This window comes from Thermoleophilum album (assembly GCF_028867705.1).
In the GTDB taxonomy this organism is placed as follows: Bacteria; Actinomycetota; Thermoleophilia; order Solirubrobacterales; family Thermoleophilaceae; genus Thermoleophilum.
The window spans coordinates 2,044,958-2,061,266 of record NZ_CP066171.1; the positions used below are offsets into that span (position 1 = coordinate 2,044,958).

At 72.2% G+C, this 16,309-nt stretch carries 15 protein-coding genes, 1 tRNA gene and 1 riboswitch; of the genes, 14 read left to right on the forward strand and 2 right to left on the reverse strand.

What is annotated here, in order from left to right:
- Positions 1-14 precede the first annotated feature (14 nt).
- The 9 genes from JDY09_RS09560 to JDY09_RS09600 are packed head-to-tail and all read left to right on the forward strand — an operon-like array spanning position 15 to position 8,105.
- The gene (locus tag JDY09_RS09560; protein ID WP_274716700.1) at positions 15-710 is read left to right on the forward strand and encodes an ABC transporter ATP-binding protein; all 696 of its coding nucleotides are present in this window, start codon (positions 15-17) and stop codon (positions 708-710) included.
- Positions 707-1,390 (forward strand): heme exporter protein CcmB, encoded by a 684-nt coding sequence (locus JDY09_RS09565; protein WP_274716701.1) that lies wholly within the window; start codon positions 707-709, stop codon positions 1,388-1,390. The genes JDY09_RS09560 and JDY09_RS09565 overlap by 4 nt, the downstream gene beginning before the upstream one ends.
- The gene (locus tag JDY09_RS09570) at positions 1,387-2,163 is read left to right on the forward strand and encodes a cytochrome c biogenesis protein (protein ID WP_274716702.1); all 777 of its coding nucleotides are present in this window, start codon (positions 1,387-1,389) and stop codon (positions 2,161-2,163) included. The genes JDY09_RS09565 and JDY09_RS09570 overlap by 4 nt, the downstream gene beginning before the upstream one ends.
- A gap of 2 nt (positions 2,164-2,165) precedes the next feature.
- Positions 2,166-2,336 carry a hypothetical protein gene (locus tag JDY09_RS09575; RefSeq protein ID WP_274716703.1) on the forward strand — a complete coding sequence of 57 codons (171 nt, stop codon included), beginning with the start codon at positions 2,166-2,168 and terminating at the stop codon, positions 2,334-2,336.
- Entirely contained in the window at positions 2,333-3,715 is a 1,383-nt protein-coding gene (hemA, locus tag JDY09_RS09580; protein ID WP_274716704.1) for a glutamyl-tRNA reductase, read from the forward strand. The genes JDY09_RS09575 and hemA overlap by 4 nt, the downstream gene beginning before the upstream one ends.
- On the forward strand, positions 3,712-4,857 hold the full coding sequence (locus tag JDY09_RS09585) for a hydroxymethylbilane synthase (RefSeq protein ID WP_274716705.1): 1,146 nt from the start codon (positions 3,712-3,714) through the stop codon (positions 4,855-4,857). Before hemA ends, JDY09_RS09585 begins: the two co-directional genes overlap by 4 nt.
- Before the next feature lie 28 nt (positions 4,858-4,885).
- Entirely contained in the window at positions 4,886-6,406 is a 1,521-nt protein-coding gene (gene cobA / locus JDY09_RS09590) for a uroporphyrinogen-III C-methyltransferase (RefSeq protein WP_274716706.1), read from the forward strand.
- Complete coding sequence (locus JDY09_RS09595) at positions 6,403-7,284, forward strand: SAM hydrolase/SAM-dependent halogenase family protein (RefSeq protein ID WP_274716707.1); 882 nt, start codon at positions 6,403-6,405, stop codon at positions 7,282-7,284. Before cobA ends, JDY09_RS09595 begins: the two co-directional genes overlap by 4 nt.
- Positions 7,281-8,105, forward strand: coding sequence for a biotin--[acetyl-CoA-carboxylase] ligase (locus tag JDY09_RS09600; protein ID WP_274716708.1), 825 nt, complete (start codon positions 7,281-7,283; stop codon positions 8,103-8,105). Before JDY09_RS09595 ends, JDY09_RS09600 begins: the two co-directional genes overlap by 4 nt.
- A gap of 75 nt (positions 8,106-8,180) precedes the next feature.
- Here JDY09_RS09600 and JDY09_RS09605 read toward each other — a convergent pair whose 3' ends face one another.
- The gene (locus tag JDY09_RS09605; protein WP_274716709.1) at positions 8,181-10,925 is read right to left on the reverse strand and encodes a DEAD/DEAH box helicase; all 2,745 of its coding nucleotides are present in this window, start codon (positions 10,923-10,925) and stop codon (positions 8,181-8,183) included.
- A 401-nt stretch (positions 10,926-11,326) separates the two neighbouring features.
- On the opposite strand from JDY09_RS09605, the gene JDY09_RS09610 reads away from it, so the two are divergent.
- The 3 genes from JDY09_RS09610 (at position 11,327) to JDY09_RS09620 (ending at position 13,158) form a co-directional block, all read left to right on the forward strand.
- Positions 11,327-11,878 carry a TlpA family protein disulfide reductase gene (locus JDY09_RS09610; RefSeq protein WP_274716710.1) on the forward strand — a complete coding sequence of 184 codons (552 nt, stop codon included), beginning with the start codon at positions 11,327-11,329 and terminating at the stop codon, positions 11,876-11,878.
- 28 nt (positions 11,879-11,906) lie between these two features.
- The gene (locus JDY09_RS09615; RefSeq protein ID WP_274716711.1) at positions 11,907-12,929 is read left to right on the forward strand and encodes a galactose-1-phosphate uridylyltransferase; all 1,023 of its coding nucleotides are present in this window, start codon (positions 11,907-11,909) and stop codon (positions 12,927-12,929) included.
- A gap of 156 nt (positions 12,930-13,085) precedes the next feature.
- Positions 13,086-13,158: transfer RNA gene (locus tag JDY09_RS09620), tRNA-Arg, on the forward strand.
- Positions 13,159-13,290: 132 nt separating this feature from the next.
- On the opposite strand, the gene pyrE is transcribed toward JDY09_RS09620, so the two are convergent.
- Positions 13,291-13,887 carry an orotate phosphoribosyltransferase gene (gene pyrE / locus JDY09_RS09625; protein WP_274716712.1) on the reverse strand — a complete coding sequence of 199 codons (597 nt, stop codon included), beginning with the start codon at positions 13,885-13,887 and terminating at the stop codon, positions 13,291-13,293.
- Between the two features lie 25 nt (positions 13,888-13,912).
- Between pyrE and JDY09_RS09630 the strand changes: the two genes are divergently transcribed.
- Together JDY09_RS09630 and JDY09_RS09635 are read left to right on the forward strand one after the other, a co-directional pair.
- Positions 13,913-14,302 carry a hypothetical protein gene (locus tag JDY09_RS09630; protein ID WP_274716713.1) on the forward strand — a complete coding sequence of 130 codons (390 nt, stop codon included), beginning with the start codon at positions 13,913-13,915 and terminating at the stop codon, positions 14,300-14,302.
- Between the two features lie 156 nt (positions 14,303-14,458).
- Positions 14,459-14,615: riboswitch (cyclic di-AMP (ydaO/yuaA leader) on the forward strand.
- A 96-nt stretch (positions 14,616-14,711) separates the two neighbouring features.
- Complete coding sequence (locus tag JDY09_RS09635) at positions 14,712-16,253, forward strand: peptidoglycan DD-metalloendopeptidase family protein (RefSeq protein ID WP_274716714.1); 1,542 nt, start codon at positions 14,712-14,714, stop codon at positions 16,251-16,253.
- Positions 16,254-16,309 lie beyond the last annotated feature (56 nt).

The following is a 16,309-nucleotide window of genomic DNA, read 5'->3' on the forward strand; positions in this document are numbered from 1 at the left end:
CGGATCCGCGGGCGATGTCCGCCCCGGCGCCGGTCGCGATTGCGCTGGAACACGTCGGGCGCACCTTCGGCGACGTTGTCGCGCTGCACGACGTGACGCTCGAGGTACGGGTCGGGCAGACGCTGTGCGTCGTTGGCCGCAACGGGGCGGGCAAGACCACGCTCGCCCGCATCGTCGCCGGGCTCTTGCGACCGTCGCAGGGTCGCGTGCGCGTCCTGGGGGCCGAGCTTCCGGCCGAGCGCCACGCTCTGCGCGGGCGCATCGGCTACGTCGGCCACGACGCGGCGCTCTACCGCGCTCTTACGGCACGCGAGAACGCCCGTCTGCGCGCTCGGCTTCTCGGCCTGCCCGATGCGAGCGCCGACCGCGCACTCGCCGCCGCCGAACTCGGCCGCCACGCCGACCGCCCGGTGCGCGAGCTCTCGCGTGGATTGCGTCAGCGCGCGGCGGTCGCCTGCGCACTCGTGGGCGACCCCGAGCTGCTGGTGCTCGACGAACCGTTCGCGAGCCTCGACCGCGCCGCCAGCGAGCTCGTCGCCGGCCTGGTCGGACCGCGAGAGGGGCGAACGCGCCTGCTCGTCACGCACGACCTGGAACGTGCCGCGCGCGAGGGCAACGCTGTGTTGGTCCTCGCCGATGGACGGGCCTACATCGCAGATCGCGCAGGGAGGGCACCGAGCGCGGCCGATCTCGCCGAGGTGCTGCAGTGACCGCGCGCCCGCGCGACCAGTTGCGCGCGCTCGTCGCCAAGGACGTGCGTCTCGAGCTGCGCTCGGCCGAGGCGCTGCCAGCAGCGCTGCTGTTCGCCCTCGCGGCGATCGTCGTAATCCACTTCGCCTTCCAGCGCGACACGCTCGCCGGCCCGCTCGCCGCCGGCGCGTTCTGGGTGACGCTGCTGTTCGCCGCCTTTCTGCCGGTCACCCGCGCCTTCGTCGTTGACAGCGAGCAGGGCGGCATCGACGCCGTGCGCCTGGCCGGGGTCGACGGCACAACCGTCGTTGCCGCAAAAGCGGCGTCGCTGGTGCTAGCGCTCGTCGCCGTCGAGACCGTGCTCGTCCCGGCCTTCGCGCTGCTGCTCTTGGGTCCCTCACTTTGGCCCGTGCTCGTGCCGCTCCTAGCCGTGCTCGCACTGGCCAACGTCGGCATCGCTGTAGTCGGAGCTTTGGCGGCGGCGCTAGCGGCACTGTCGCGGCTGCGCGAGCTGATCGTCCCGATCCTGATGCTGCCGCTGTCGGTTCCCCTGGTGATCGGCGCCGCCGAGGCGACGGCGCCGCTCTTCTCGCAAACGCCCGGCGACCTCGAGCTGCGCTGGCTGTTGCTCCTGGGGCTTTACGATGTGTTGTTCGTAGCCGTCGCCGTCGGCGTCGCCGACCATCTCATCGACGAATGACAGCGCTGCGCTCAAACCGCCTTGCTCTGCTCGCCGCGGCGACGGCCTGCCTGCTCGCGCTCGCCTTGGCACTGGTGTTCTTCTACGCCCCGCTCGACGCCGACCAGGGCTTCGTGCAGAAGATCTTCTACGTCCACGTCCCGTCGGCGATCGTGGCGCTAGGCGGCTTCGTCGCCGCCGGTGTGATGGGCGCGCTCTATCTGCGCAGCGGAAATCCGCGCTGGGACCTGCGCAGCTACGTCTCGATCCACCTGTCGGTGATCTTCGGCTGTGTGGTGCTCGCCACCGGCTCGATCTGGGCGCGCGCGTCGTGGGGGCACTGGTGGCTGTGGGACGAGCCGGTGCTCGTGTCGTTCCTAGTGATCTTCCTCCTCTACTGCGTCTACTACCCGCTTCGCTACTCGATCGATGACCGCGAGCGACAGGCGCGGGCCGCCTCGGTGTTCGCGATCACCGCCGGCGCCTTCGTGCCCGTGAACTTCATCGCGGTGCGCCTCGCCGAGTCGTTCACGCACCCGCGGGTGCTCTCCCAGACGGGCGGAAACATGCCCGGCGAGATGCGGCTGACATTTCTCGTCGCGCTCGCCGCGGTGGCCCTCCTCTACGTGACCCTCTGCCGGCTCGAGATCGCTGCTAAAACGCTGTCGGCACAAGTTTCCGAGCTGCGCCGCGCGCTCGAGAGCGCGCACGTCGGCGCGCTGCCGGGCGGCGCACGGGCGAGCGGCTCGCAGGCACCCTCGACACCGGCCACGTCGACGGGGACGGGAGGCTGACGATGCCAGCGCTGCCGTTGGACGAAGCCGGCAAGTACGTGGCGGCGGCGTACGTGATCTTCGCCGTGCTGCCGGTGATCTACGTCGCGATCCTGGCGAGCAAGATCGGCCGCCTCCAGAGCGAGGTGGCGCGCTTGCTCGAGCTGGTCCGCGACGAACGCCGCGGGAGATGAGCTCCGGCCTGCTCGTACTCGGTGCTTCGCACAAAACGGCACCGCTCGCCTTGCGCGAGCGTCTGGCGCTGCCCGAGGGTCGGGCCGCGGCGATCCTCGGCGAGCTCGTCAGTGTGCCGGCGATCCAAGAGGCGGTCGCCCTCTCGACCTGCAACCGCACCGAGCTCTATTTGCTTGCAAGTGACACGGTGGCGGCGGAGAGCGCTGCGCTCGGCGTTCTCGCCCGTCAGGCGGCGATCGGCCCGACCGAGCTGTCAAATGCGCTCTACTCGCTACGCGACCGCGACGCTGTGCGTCACCTGTTCGCCGTCGCCGCCGGTCTCGACTCGATGGTCGTCGGCGAAGCCGAGATCCAAGGTCAGGTGCGCAGAGCGCACGAGCTCGCCACTGTTGAGGGCGCGAGCGGGCCGGTCACCAACCGTCTTTTCCGCGACGCGATCGCCGCCGGCAAGCGCGTGCGTAGCGAAACGACGATCGGCCGCCGCAGGGTGTCGGTGCCGTCGGTCGCGGTCGAGCTGGCAGCTGCGACGCTCGGCGACCTCTCAAGCCGGCGAGTACTCGTCATCGGCGCCGGCGAGGGCGGCGAGTTGACGGCGCGCGCCCTGCGCGCACAGGGTGTTCACACCGTGTTCGTGGCCAACCGGCGCTACGACCGGGCGATCGGCTTGGCGCGCCGCTTCGGCGGCCAAGCAGTACGTTTCGACCAGCTGCCGGCCGAGCTCGTCAGCGCTGACATCGTCGTCAGCTCGACCGGATCGCCGCACCTGATCGTCGGTCGCGAGGAGCTCGAGCTGGTGATGAACGAGCGCGACTGGCGTCCGCTCGTGATCATCGACATCGCCGTGCCGCGCGACTTCGACCCGGAAGTGCGCGCACTGCGGGCGATCACGCTCTTCGACATGGACGACCTGCAGCGCGAGGTGGCGCGCAACCTGCGCCTGCGCGAAGCCGAGCGCCGGCAAGCCGCGACGATCGTCGAGCAGGAAACCGAGCGCTTCTGCGCATGGCTCACCGAGCTCGACGTGCTGCCGACGATCGCGGCGCTCAGGCGGCGTGCCGACGCGCTCGTCGCAGCGGTGCTGGCTGAGAACGAGGGGCGCTGGGAGAGCCTTTCGGTGCGCGACCGACAGCGGGTCGAAGCGATGGCGCGGGCGCTCGCCAAGCGTCTGCTCCACGACCCGACGGCGGTCCTGCGGCGCAGCGCGGGAAGCGAGGACGGCTACCGCCTGGCGCACGCTGTGCGTGAGCTGTTCCAGCTCGACCGAAGCGCGGGCGGTGCGAGCGCCAGCGATCGCGAGAACGCTGCCGACGCGCCCGCGGCGAAGGTCGAGCGGCTGCCCCGGCGCGCTCAGCGCGGCGCCCGCAAGAGCGTTCGGTGACCGCCGCTCGCGGCAAGCTGCGGCACCCACTACGCGTCGGCACCCGCCCGTCGCTGCTCGCACGCACCCAGGCCGAGATCGCTGCACGGCGGCTCGGCGTCCCCTACGAGCTCGTCGTGGTGCGGACGAGCGGCGACGAACGAACGAGCGAACACGAACGCATGCACGGCGACGAGCGCACGCGCCGCGGCGGCGGCGAATCCCCGGCCGTTGCTGGTCCCGAACCGGTCTCCTCGCCGGGGCGCGGCACGCCGACTCGCCCGCAACGGGCCGACAAAACGCGCTTCGTGAAAGAGCTCGAGGAGGCGCTCCTGGCCGGCGAAATCGATGTCGCGGTGCACTCGGCCAAGGACGTGCCCGGCGAACTGCCCGACGGTCTCGTCCTAGCCGCTGCAGCGGGGCGCGCGAATCCAGCCGACGTGCTGGTGATGTCGGCGGCAGTCGCGGCTAAGCGCTCGGCGGATGCGGCACTCAGCGCACTGCCAGCGGGCGCGCGTGTGGGCACGAGCTCGCGCCGCCGCACCGCCCAGCTACTCGCCGCCCGACCGGACATCGCGGTCGTGCCGCTGCGCGGCAACGTCGACACCCGCCTACGGCGTCTGCGCGAAAGCGAGCTCGACGCGGTCGTACTCGCCGCCGCCGGCCTCGACCGCCTCGGTAGCGCGCTCGCGGAACTAGCGCCACGAGCCACGCACGACTCGCGGGAGCACCCCGTCGACCACATGCCCGCTGACACCCTCGCGATGCTGCGCCTCGATCCGCCCGCCTTCCTCCCGGCCCCCGGCCAGGGAACGCTCGTGTACGAGACGCGCCGCGACGACCATTCGACCCTCGCCGTCTGCGCGGCCGCCAACGACAGCGCGAGTTGGCGCGAACTGTTGGCCGAACGGGCGCTGGTGCGTGCCCTCGAAGCCACCTGCGACACACCGCTCGCCGCGCTCGCCCGCCACGAAGGAGACGAGCTCCAACTATCGGCATGGGCAGGATCGCCCGACGGGTCGACGTGGGTGCAAGACCGCGGCCGCGGCAGCCGCGACCGTCCCGAGGAGCTCGGCGAGCTCGTCGCCGAGCGGATGCAAGCCGCCGGGGCGCTCGAGGTGATGGCCGGCATGCCCCCGAACGACGTGGCGCAGAGCCCTTGAGCCGCGACAGCGACGTAGGCTGCCGAACGTGACCAGCGAAGGTGCGAACGGAACGGGGGGTGTCGTCTACCTCGTCGGCTGCGGCCCGGGCGATCGTGGCCTTGTCACCGAGCGGGCCGTCGAGCTCGTCGCGAGCGCCGACGCGATCCTCTACGACCGCCTCGTGCCGCGCTCGCTGCTCGCCTTGGCTCCGCCGCAGTGCGAGCTGGTTTACGTCGGCAAGCTGCCGGGACGACCGACGCTGCCACAGGAGGAGATAAACGCCGAGCTCGTCGCGCGCGGCCGCGCCGGTCAACGGGTCGTGCGCCTGAAGGGCGGCGACCCGTTCGTGTTCGGTCGCGGCGGCGAGGAGGCCGAGGCGCTCGCCGCCGCCGGCGTCCCTTTCGAGGTCGTGCCGGGCGTCACCGCCGGCATTGCCGCGCCCGCTTACGCCGGCATCCCTGTGACGCACCGCGCCGAGGCGTCGGCCGTCGCCTTCGTCACGGCCCACGAGGATCCCCGCAAAGGCGAGTCGGCGCTGGACTGGCGAGCGCTCGCACGCTTTCCCGGCACGCTCGTCTTCTACATGGGGGTCAGCCGCCTAGCCGCCGTGTCCGAACGTCTACGTGCGGAGGGGCGTAGCCCCGACGAGCCCTGCGCGGTGGTCGCCGACGGCACCCGCGCCACCCAGCGAACCGTGACCGGGACGCTGGCCACGATCGCCGAGCGGGTGGTGGCGGCGGGGCTGCAGCCACCGGCTGTGCTGGTCGTCGGAGCGGTGTGCGCCCTGCGCGACCGGCTAGCGTGGGCGGAGCGGCGACCGCTGCACGGCGCCGTGGTCGTGGTGACCCGCGCCCGCCCCCAACAGAGCGCGCTCGCACGGCGCCTGCGCGCGCTCGGCGCCGAGGTGGTGGAGGCGCCCGCGATCCGCATCCGCCCACTGCCGACGCCGCCCGAGCTCGCGACGATCGAGCGCTTCGGGCTCGTTTGCTTGACGAGCCCGAACGGCGCCCGCCTGCTCGTCGACGGTCTGCTCGCCCAGGGGCGCGACGCGCGTGCTCTCGCCCGCACGCAGATCGCGGCGATCGGCCCGGGCACGGCAGCGGCGCTGGCAGAGCGCGGGTTGCGCGCCGACATCGTGGCCGAGCGCTTCGTGGCCGAGGGGCTAGTCGAGGCGCTCTCGGACGTCGAGGTCGCAGACCGCGACGTTTTGATCGCCCGCGCCGCCGAGGCGCGCGACACCCTCGTCGAGGCGCTCGCCGCTCGCGGTGCGCGCGTGACCGTCGCGCCCCTCTACGAAACCGTTCACGAGCCGCTGCCCGACTACGCGCGCGACGACCTCGAGCGCGCCACCTACATCACTTTCACGGCTAGCTCGACGGTGCGCAGCTTTCTTGCCGGTGGCGGTACCGTTCCGCAGGGGGCGCGGGTGGTGTCGATCGGACCGATCACGACCGCGGCGCTGCGCGAAGCCGGTATAGCTGTCGATGTCGAGGCGTCGCGCCACGACATCGACGGTCTTGTCGAAGCGCTCGTCGCCGACGCGCGAGCGAGGAGGGCGGTAGCGTGACCGGCCACCAGTCGACCGCCACCGCGGATGCCCACCGCAGCGACGAGCAGCCGCCGCTCGTGACGCTGCTCACCGACTACGGACTCGGCGACGAGTTCGTCGGCGTTTTGCACGGCGTGATCGCTGGCATCTGCCCCCAGGCGCGAGTGATCGACATAACGCACGGGATCGAGCGCCACGACGTGCGCAAGGGCGCGCTCGTCCTGCGCGCCGCCTTGGCTTACTGTCCGCGCGGTGTTCATGTCGCTGTGGTCGACCCCGGTGTCGGCACTGCTCGCCGCGGCGTCGCGGTGCGTGCCGCCGATGGCCGCATTCTCGTCGGCCCCGACAACGGGCTCTTGAGCCTGGCGCTCGAGAGCGCCGGCGGCGCCGTCGAGGCGGTCGAGATCACCCGCTCTCCGCTGCGCCTCGAGCCCGTGTCGGCCACGTTTCACGGCCGCGACATCTTCGCTCCGGTCGCCGCTCATCTCGCAGCCGGCACGCCGTTGGCGGAGGCGGGCGAACCGTTCGACCCCGACACGCTCGTACGACTCGACCTCCCCGCACCGAAGCTGGACGGGGCGACCATCCACGCCCACGTTCTCACCTTCGACCGTTTCGGTAACGCGATCCTCTCGGCGTCGCACGAGCACGCCACCGCTGTCGGGCTGAAACTCGGCCGGCCGGTGCTCGTGCGCACGCCCCGTGGCGAGCGCGAAACGCTGTTCGTGCGCACGTTCGGCGACGTCGCCCCGGGCGAGCTGCTGCTCTACGAGGACTCTTGGCGGATGCTGGCGCTGGCTGTGAACCGCGGCGATGTGCGTAGCGTGCTCGGTATCGCGGTCGACGACAAAGTGACGATCGCCCCGGTGCGCGAGGCGACGGGCGCGCAGCTGTGAGAAGGGACACGCGCGCCAGCGAGGCCGGCGGCGGCGCGAGGCAAGCGAACGTTCGCGACGGCGAAGCACACAGCGAGCCGACGCCCTTCGGCCGTCCCCGCCTGCACTTGCGCCGCTGCGGCTCGACCAACGACGTCGCGCGCGCCCTCGCGGCGCGCGGCGCGCCCCACGGCACCGTCGTCACCGCCGACGAGCAGACAGCCGGCCGCGGCCGACAGGGCCGACGCTGGCAGGCACCGCCCAAGAGCGCCTTGCTCGCCTCCTTCGTGCTGCGCACAGCCGCCCCGCCGGCGGGTACCTTGTCGCTCGCTGTCGCGCTGGCGGTGGCCGAGACGGCAGAGCTAGCGGTTCCCGGTCTCGCTGCCCGGGTCAAGTGGCCCAACGACGTCCTTGCGGATGGACGCAAGCTCGCCGGGATCCTGATCGAAAGCCGTGCCCTCGAGGGTTGGACCGTCGTCGGGATCGGCATCAACGTGCACACCGAGGAGCACCAGTTCCCGCCCGAGCTCGCCGCGAGGGCCACCTCGCTCGCGATCGAGGCGCGGCGCGCCGGGACGCCGTCGCCGACGATCGAAAGCGTGCTCGAGACGCTCTGCGCGGCGCTCGCGCGCTGGACGAGCGAGGACGGTCAGGCGGAAGTGGCCGCAGCGTGGCCACGGCGCGACGCGCTGGCCGGCCGCCGCGTTAGCTGGGACGGCGGCAGCGGCACGGCGCGCGGCGTCGATCGCGAGGGCAGGCTGATCGTCGAGACCGCCCGCGGCACGGTCGCGCTCGCGGCCGGCGAGGTCCACCTCGGCTCGGGCGCCGGGCGCGGCGACTGAGCGGCGGGCGCGGAGACCGAGCAGCGGTCGCGGCGACTGAGCGGCGGCCGCCGAGGCGAACAGCCAGCCGACCCGCTAGGCGGCGGCCGCTCCGGCCGCGGACTCGCCGCCGCCGGGGCGGGTGTCGGTCTCGCCTGCCGCCCCGCCTTCGTTGGTGCGGTCGCTCGCGTCCCCGTCGGTGTGGTCGCTCGTGCCGACCTCACCGCTTGCGTCCGCAGCGGTGTCGAGCGCGGCCGGAACCGCCCCCGGCACGACGTCCTCGGGCCGCACCGGTCCGCCACCCGCATCGCCGCCCCCGGACGCAGCGGCTTCGGCTGCGAGCGCATCCGCGGCGGCCGCTTCGGGCACTTGCTGCTCGGGAGAAAGCGGCGCGACAGCGGTGGCGTCGGTCTCGGCGCGCTTGCGCTTGCGACCCCCGCGCTTGCGTTTGCCCTTGGGGAAGTTGCGCAACAGCTCGCGCGCCACCGCCTGCGGCTTGCGCGCGAGGCGCATCCGTGCGTGGTCGAGCACCTGCTGAGCCTCGGGCGTGTGGACGGCTGCTGCCGCCAGCAGCGCCGCTTGCAGCCGCCGGTCCTGCTCGCGCGCGGCCTGCACGAGCTTGCGAGCGTTGCGGCCGTGCGCCGCTCCCGACGAGTTGACAAGCAGGCCGAGCAGGCGCTTCGCCTCGGGCCAGCGCTGCGTGGCGTAGTGCTCGTGCACCTCGCGGCTGAAGTCGGCGAGGTGCCACAGCCAGCGCGCCGCCTGTTCGCGCCGCCCGATCGGGCGATCGGCGAGGATCTGAAGCAGCGTGCGCACCCCCTCGCGGCGCTCGTCGCGCGCCCAGCTGCCGACGGTCTCGACCGCTTCGTCGAAAGCCTCGGGATCGCGTAGCGCGCCGATCTCTTGCAGCGCCTTGAGCCGCAGCTGGGTGTTGCGGTTACGGCGCAAGCAGTTCAGCAGGAACAGCTTGCGCAGCTCGCCGCTGCGGTCGAAGTGCAACATCGCCTTGGCGCGCCGCCAGTTCGCCTGCGACACGCGCGCACCGGCGAGCATCGCCCACGCCTGCTGCTCGCCCCACGGCAGGTGTTCGACCGCGATGCGCCAGAGCTCGCGCTCGAAAACCTGCGCTCGGCGCTCGGGATCGGCGGTGACAGGCACCACCCTTTTCTCGACGCGGATGCGGCGCCCGCGCGCGCGCCGCACCGGCCCGACGACGATCGCCCCGCCGCGGTAGACGTCGCGGTCGAGCAGGCTGTGCAGCGTCACGACGGGATCGTCGTTCGGCGTCGCTGGATGGACGAAGTCGACGACGATGCCCGCCTCTTTCTGTGGGTGTTTGCGCGTCACGCGGCCGACGCGCTGCTGGTAGACGCGGCGCGACGCCGTCGGTGCGAGATGCATGCACACCGTCGCTTTCGGCGAGTTCCAGCCCTCGGCGAGCAACTGGGCGTTGACGAGCACGTCGATCTCACAGCGTTCGTAGGAGGCGAGGATGCGCGCAAGTTCGCGCTTGGGCGTCTCGCCCGACACCGCGACGGCACGCACCCCCACCGCGCGCAGCGCCTCGGCGACGTTGTGGGCGTGCTTGACACCGGCGGCGTAAATCACGCCCGGCAGCCCACGGAAGCGCGACTTGTAGAGATCGGCGATCGCAAGGTTGAAGGGCTGCTGGTCGAGGAGCGCGGCGAGCTCTTCCTGGTCGAAGTCCTGGTCGACCTCGCCGCGGCGCAGCGGCACCTTGGCGATCGAGCGCACACCGGGGCCGGGCGGGATGCGGATCGCTCGCAGCGGCGCGATCACGCCGCGGCGCGCCGCCTGCGCGAGGTCGAAGCGCGAAGTCTGTGTCGGGAAGAGATCGGTGACGTGGCGCGCGATCAGCGCACCGGTCGCTGTCATGCCGATGAACACCGGGCCGACCCAGCGGCGGATCGCCTCGCTCGTCTTCTCGCCGAGCGCGGTATGAGCCTCGTCGCAGATCACCACCGTGTAGGCATCGGAGATGCGCCCGGCGTTGCGAACGAACCACTGGTAGGTCTCGACCGTCACCGGCCCGTCGGCGGGAGGATCGTCGTCGGGGGCTAGCCGGGGCGGCCGTATGCGATCGCCGTACCCGCGGTCGCGCAGCTCGCCGAGGAACTGATCGACGAGGTTTCGGCGGTGGGTGAGGATCAGCACTCCGCCCGTCCGCGACGCGTCGACGAAACCGAGCGCGGCGACCGTCTTGCCGGCACCGGTGGCGTGTTCGAACCAGAAGCGACGCGCCGCGCCGGGATCCTCTTCGACGTCGCGGGCGTGGAGCTCGTCGTGCTCGGTCTCGTCCCAGTCGATCGGTTCCTCGTCGCCGGCGACGAACTCCTCGTCCTCCCCGACCGCGGCGTCGGCACCGGCCGGTTCGTGCACGTCCGCGCCTTCGCTTGCACTGCCCGCTGCTGCCGCACTGGGGTCGCGCTCCGCGTTCTCGCCGGCGGCTTCGCCGTCGCGCGCGCCGCGACGGCCTTGCAGCTCGGCTGAGAGCGCGACGAGCGTCCCTGACAGAGCGTCGACCTGGTGCGCCGAGAGCACGGTGCCGTCGGCTAGGCGCGGCTCGTCGCTGCTTAGGAGTCGCTCGAGCCCAAGCAGGAGCGAGTAGTCACGCCTCCACTCGACCGACGGATATTCGCGACCCGCTGCGATCTCGGCGAGAGCGTCTTCGAGCGCCATCCGCCGTGCGCTGCCCGGCGTCAGCGCTGCTTGCGGGTCTTCGCCGTCGAGCACGAAACGTTCGCGCGCGAACTCCTCCGCGCGCTTGAGATCGTCGGCGGAGAAAGGCAGAGTTGCGGCGAGCGTGGTCGTTTCGGCCAAGGTGGCGTCCTCTCGGAACAGGGAGCCCGCAACGCGCGCGCAAGCGTTAGCGCATGCCGGCGGGCCCGGCCCTGTCTTCGCCGCGTCCAGCGCCTGAAGCGCGGCGAGCCCGCCCGGTCCGGCGAGGACCGCAGAGGTCTCTGCAATTACAGCACACCGACGCGGACGGATCGACACCCCGTGCCCGACACATCGCCGAGCCCGGCGCGGGGTCCGTACCGGCGTCCGGCGCGAACCCCGGGCACGTGTGCGCACCGCATGCACACACCGCGCACCGCCAGGTCCGGCGCGGGCTACGTGACACAGGTTCGGTGCTGACGGTGTGCCACTCTTCGCTCGTGCAGTCCCGCACAGGCGCGCGCTCTTTCTGCGTTGTATCCGCGGCGGCTCGTCAGAGGATCGTGGCGCTTGCCACGGCGGCGGCTTGCTTGGCGCTCGCGATCGGAGCGAGCGGCTGCGAACGCAGCGGCGGCGAGAGCACTGGCGGAGCGTCCGCTGTACCGCGCGTCGAACGACCCCCGGCCCGGCTCGCCGCCCTGTACCGGCGCGCGAACGCCTTGGTCGACGCCGACCGCCACACGCTCGCCGCACAGCTGCGTGCCTTGCGGGGGTACCCGGTGGTGGTCAACAAGTGGGCGTCGTGGTGCGGACCCTGCCGCTCGGAGTTTCCGCTGTTGCGGCGTGCCGCTCTGCGCTTCGGAAGACAAGTGGCGTTCCTCGGCTTGAACTCCGAGGACGCGCGTGGGCCGGCGCGCGACTTCTTGCGCAGCGAACCGGTTCCCTATCCGTCGCTGCGCGACGCCCGCGGCGAGCTCGCCGCCGACCTGGGAGCCGACCGGATCTTCCCCGCCACCGTCTTTTTCGACCGCAGCGGCGGCCGCGCGCACGTCAAGTACGGCCCCTACCGCTCGCTCGCCGAGATCCGCACCGACCTCGCCCGCTATGCGCGCTAGCGATCGACCCGAGGTACGCGTCGATCCCTTGAGCGGGCTGCGTGTGATCGTCGCCCACGGGCGTGCGGCGCGACCCGGCGGCTGGCTCGCCGCTAGCGATCGGGCCGGGCCGGATCTCGTCGGCTCCGACCCTTTCGCCGAGGGCAACGAGTCGGCCACGCCCCCCGAAGTCGATGCGGTACGGCCCGGGGGCAGCGCCCCCGACACGCCCGGCTGGCAAGTGCGGGTGGTGCCGAACAAGTTCCCGGCTCTCGTTCCCGCCGGGGAAGGTGGACCGGCGCGACCTGTCGATGGCAGCAGCGGAACGACGCTGGAGCTCGACCCCTTCGGCGGTCGCGGCGAAGTCGAGCTGTTCGCGGCGGCACCGGCGGTCGGCGCTCACGAGGTGATCGTCAACAGTCCTCGACCCGTGACGACGTTGGCGGCGCTCGCTGTTGAGGAGCTGAGGGTCGCCGTTTCTGTGTGGCAGCGGCGGATGCGCATCAACCGGGCACGCGGTTACCCGCAGCTGATCGTCAACGAGGGTCACGCCGCCGGCGCTTCGCTGACCCACACCCACGCCCAGCTCTACGTGCTGCCGTTCCTGCCCCAGCTGGTGGCGCGCGAGCGCGAGCGTTTCACCGCCTACTACGAGCGCACGCAAGGCCGCAACCTGCTCGCCGACCTCGTTCAAGCCGAAGTCCGCACCAGCGAACGTGTCGTTTGGGTCGACGAGCAGTGCGTCGCCTTCTGTCCCTTCGCGGCGCGGGCGGCTTTTCACGTGGTGATCGCGCCCCGGCGCCCGGCGGCGCGTTTCGAGGACGACGAGCCGCCGGCACGGGCGCTCTGGGCGACGCTCAAGAAGTTGCGCCACGCCTGCGGGGGCGATCCGCCGCTGAACCTCTTCGTGCGCACCGCGCCTGACGGCGCACAAGCTTTCTGCTGGCGTATCGAGCTGCTGCCGCGGCTCGCCCAACCGGCCGGACTCGAGCTCGGCGCCGGCGTCCACGTGTGCCCGCTCGCGCCCGAGCGCGCCGCGGCGCTGCTGCGAGCGGCCGACCCGAAGCTCTGAGGGCACCACGCGGGGAGACGAGGGCGGCGCCCGGGGGGCGAGCGGCGGACGGGCCGCCGCTTCGCGCCACCACCGCCGCGACAATCTCCGCCACGGCGCGGCCGACCGCAGCCCACCGCTGCCGCGCGGGCGCGTCTACCCTCCCGACTGCCACGAGCCCCCGTAGCTCAGTGGATAGAGCACGCGCCTCCTAAGCGCGGTGTCGCAGGTTCGATTCCTGCCGGGGGCATCGCAGCACGGACGCGCTAGCCCGCCTTGCGCCCGCGGAGGCTCGCGCCCGACGCGGAAAGCGCTGCTCGCGCACACTTCCGGTGCTCGCGCACACGTCTGGTGGCGCGGCTCGGTGCGTGCCGGAACTCCCCTACGCCCCGAAGGCGCGGGGTGCGGGCTGGTCGGGACGGTCGGGGTAGACGTCGTCGATCGTCGTCAAGGCCCTGTAGGCGCCGCTCCCCAGAGCGTCGCGAACCGCGTCGGCACCGCCGCTTAGGCGGTCGAGCACACACAGCGCACCGACGACCTCACCCCCCTCTTCGCGCACGCGCTCGATCGCTTTTACGAGCGAGCCGCCGCTCGTCACCACGTCCTCGACAATCAGGCAGCGCTGGCCGGCCACCGGTGGCCCTTCGATCCACCGTCCGAGACCGTGCCGCTTCGGCTCTTTGCGCACCAGGAACGCGCTCAGCTCGCCATCGGCGGCTAGCGCTGCGCAAGCGATCGGGTCGGCGCCGAGCGTCAACCCGCCGACAGCGCGAGCGCCGAGCGCGCGGGCGTGCTCGGCGACGAGCTCGCCCACGAGCGCGAATCCCGGCGCGCGCAAAAGCGCGCGCCGGCAGTCCACGTAGTAAGACGCGCGGGCGCCGCTCGCGAGCGTCACTTCTGCGATCACGAGCGCCTCGTCGCGCAAAAGCTGCGCGAGCTGCTCGAGGCGACGATCGCTGCGAGGCTTATCTCCGCTCAAACGAGCGCCGATAGTAGGGGATGAGGTGCGCACGCTGGTTCGAATCGTTGCGGTAGTGGCGAGCCTGGTGATCGTCCTGAGCTTCGCGATGTTCGCTGCCGATCAGGGCGCTCGCGGCCGCGACGAGCAGCTCCAGAAACTTCAGGAGCAAATCGCGCCTCCGGCGCCCGGGGCGAACGCCGAGCGGTTGCGCGAAGCCCGTCACGGCAAGCTCCGCGAAGCCGTCGACGACGCCAACGACTTCTTGCTGAAACCGTTCGCCGGCGCCGTGACGAGCTCGAACCCGTGGGTCGCGCGTGGCGTCCCGGCTCTGCTCGGGCTGCTGGTGTGGGGCTTTTTGCTGGGGTTACTGGCGAATCTGATCCCCCAGCGTGCGCGAACCGTGCGCGACTGGCGCACCGGCCAGCCGATCTAGCGCGAACCGAGTCGACGCAGGCGACGATCCCGAACAGCGGCCCACAGTGGCCAACTGTGCCGCTTGGGCTTGGTATCGACGCCCGGACACGCTAACCTGCGCGCAGCGCCCGCCCGACAGGGTCGTGGCGAAGGCAGTCGCCTTACATAAGGACTTGTAGTCCCAAGGCCGAGTCCTCGCGCCGCCCGGTGCGAGGAGCGGGGGACCCAAAGACCGCCACCGGTCAAGGGGCGAATCGCCGCCCGAGCGCGGCGTAGCGCCACTTCCAGCGCGAGCCCGACAGCTAACCCCGTAGGCCGCAACAGGAAGGGGGCATGACCGAGACATGCACCAACAGCGTGATCTCGCATCACGGGAGTTGTGGCAACGAGAGATCGAGCGGTCGCGGCGAAGGCGCGCACTCGCGCCTGTGGCGAGAAAAGAGCTTGCGCGCAAGCGCCGCCTCTCCGCGGCGATCGTCTCGGCAGTGCTGGCGGGACACGCCGCACCCGCAGCTGCCGGGGGCCGCAGCGCCACAGGCGGCTCGGGAGAGGAACGCGGCGGACGCCAGGTCGTCGAGCTGCGCGAGGGATCGCTCCCGCTCGCGCGCGGTTCGGTAGGCGATCTCGTCGCCGAGGTGCAGCGCAAGCTCGGCGTTGCAGCGGACGGGATCTTCGGTCCCCAGACCGAGCGAGCCGTGCGCGCATTCCAGGCCCGGGCCGGCCTGGCGAGCGACGGGATCGTCGGGCCGCTCACCTGGTCGGCCCTTTTCGGCGCCGACACCGTCGCCTCGCTGCCGTCGGGGAGCGAGCGCGCCGGTCTGGTCGCGGTTGCGCGCACCGCGGTGCGGGTGGCACGGGCGTCGGCCGTCGCGCGCGTGGAGCGACGTTTGGAGCGCCGAGCGCGCAAGCTTGGTGTGGACCGTGGGCGCACGTCGGGCGGCGCTGCCTGGGCGCCGGCAGCGCACAACCCGGCTGACAACACCGCGGTGCCCCCGTCGTCGCCCGCACCGGCCCCCGGTGGTGGCGTGTGCGGCACGACGACGCGCCCAGTGAGCGGGGTCGTGACGAGCAATTTCGGCGAGCGCCGCCCCGGCCATAGGCACAGCGGTATCGACATCGCAGCGCCGACGGGCACTCCGGTACGTGCGTTCGACTGCGGCACGGTGTCGGTTGCGGGGGCCCAGAGCGGCTACGGCAACATCGTGTGCATCCGCCACAGCGGATCGTTCAGCACCTGCTACGCGCACCTCAGTCGCTTCGCCGTGCGCGCGGGTCAGCGTGTCGCGAGCGGGCAGGTGATCGGCTACGTCGGTTGCACGGGCACGTGCACCGGTCCCCATCTGCACTTCGAGACGCGCGTCGGTGGCCACCCGGTCGATCCGCGGCAGCGCCTTGTCGCAGCGGGCACCGCGCGCACACGCGCGCAAGTGGCATCGCGCAGCGCGCAAGCGGTCACGCGAACGCGCACGGCCGCGACAGAGCGAGCGCAGCGGGGAGCGATCACGGGGGCGAGCACGACCGCGCGCTGGAGCCAACCCCCGGCGACCGAGCGCGAAGCGCCGAACGGCGGCGCGGGTGCGGCGAGCACCCAGGCCGTCGGCGGCGCTCCGGCCACCGTCGACCCGTCGGCCACGGGCAGCGGCGGCGCGAACGCGCCGACCAGCACGTCAACAGCGAGCTCGCAAAACGCGGGTACGACTGTCCCGGCAAGCAGCGCCGCTGCGCCGCGAACCCAGGGCGCCCAACAAACGTCGCCCGCCCCGCGAGCGGCGGAACACAACGGAGCTACGAGCGTCATCCGTCCCCCTGCCGCGGCCGCCTCGCAACAGTCGGCGTCGACGAACGTTGTGGACTCGTCGGCAGCGGGGTCCGTCGACGCCGACGCCGCAGACGGCGCTAGCGGCACAGCGGGCGACGCGGGCTCGGCAGCGAGTTCTGTTAGCGGGTCCGCGGCGAGCCCGGCGAACTGACGAGCTTGCTGAGAGGCTTCCTCCCACGAGACAGGCAGAAGGCAAGGGGATCCGGG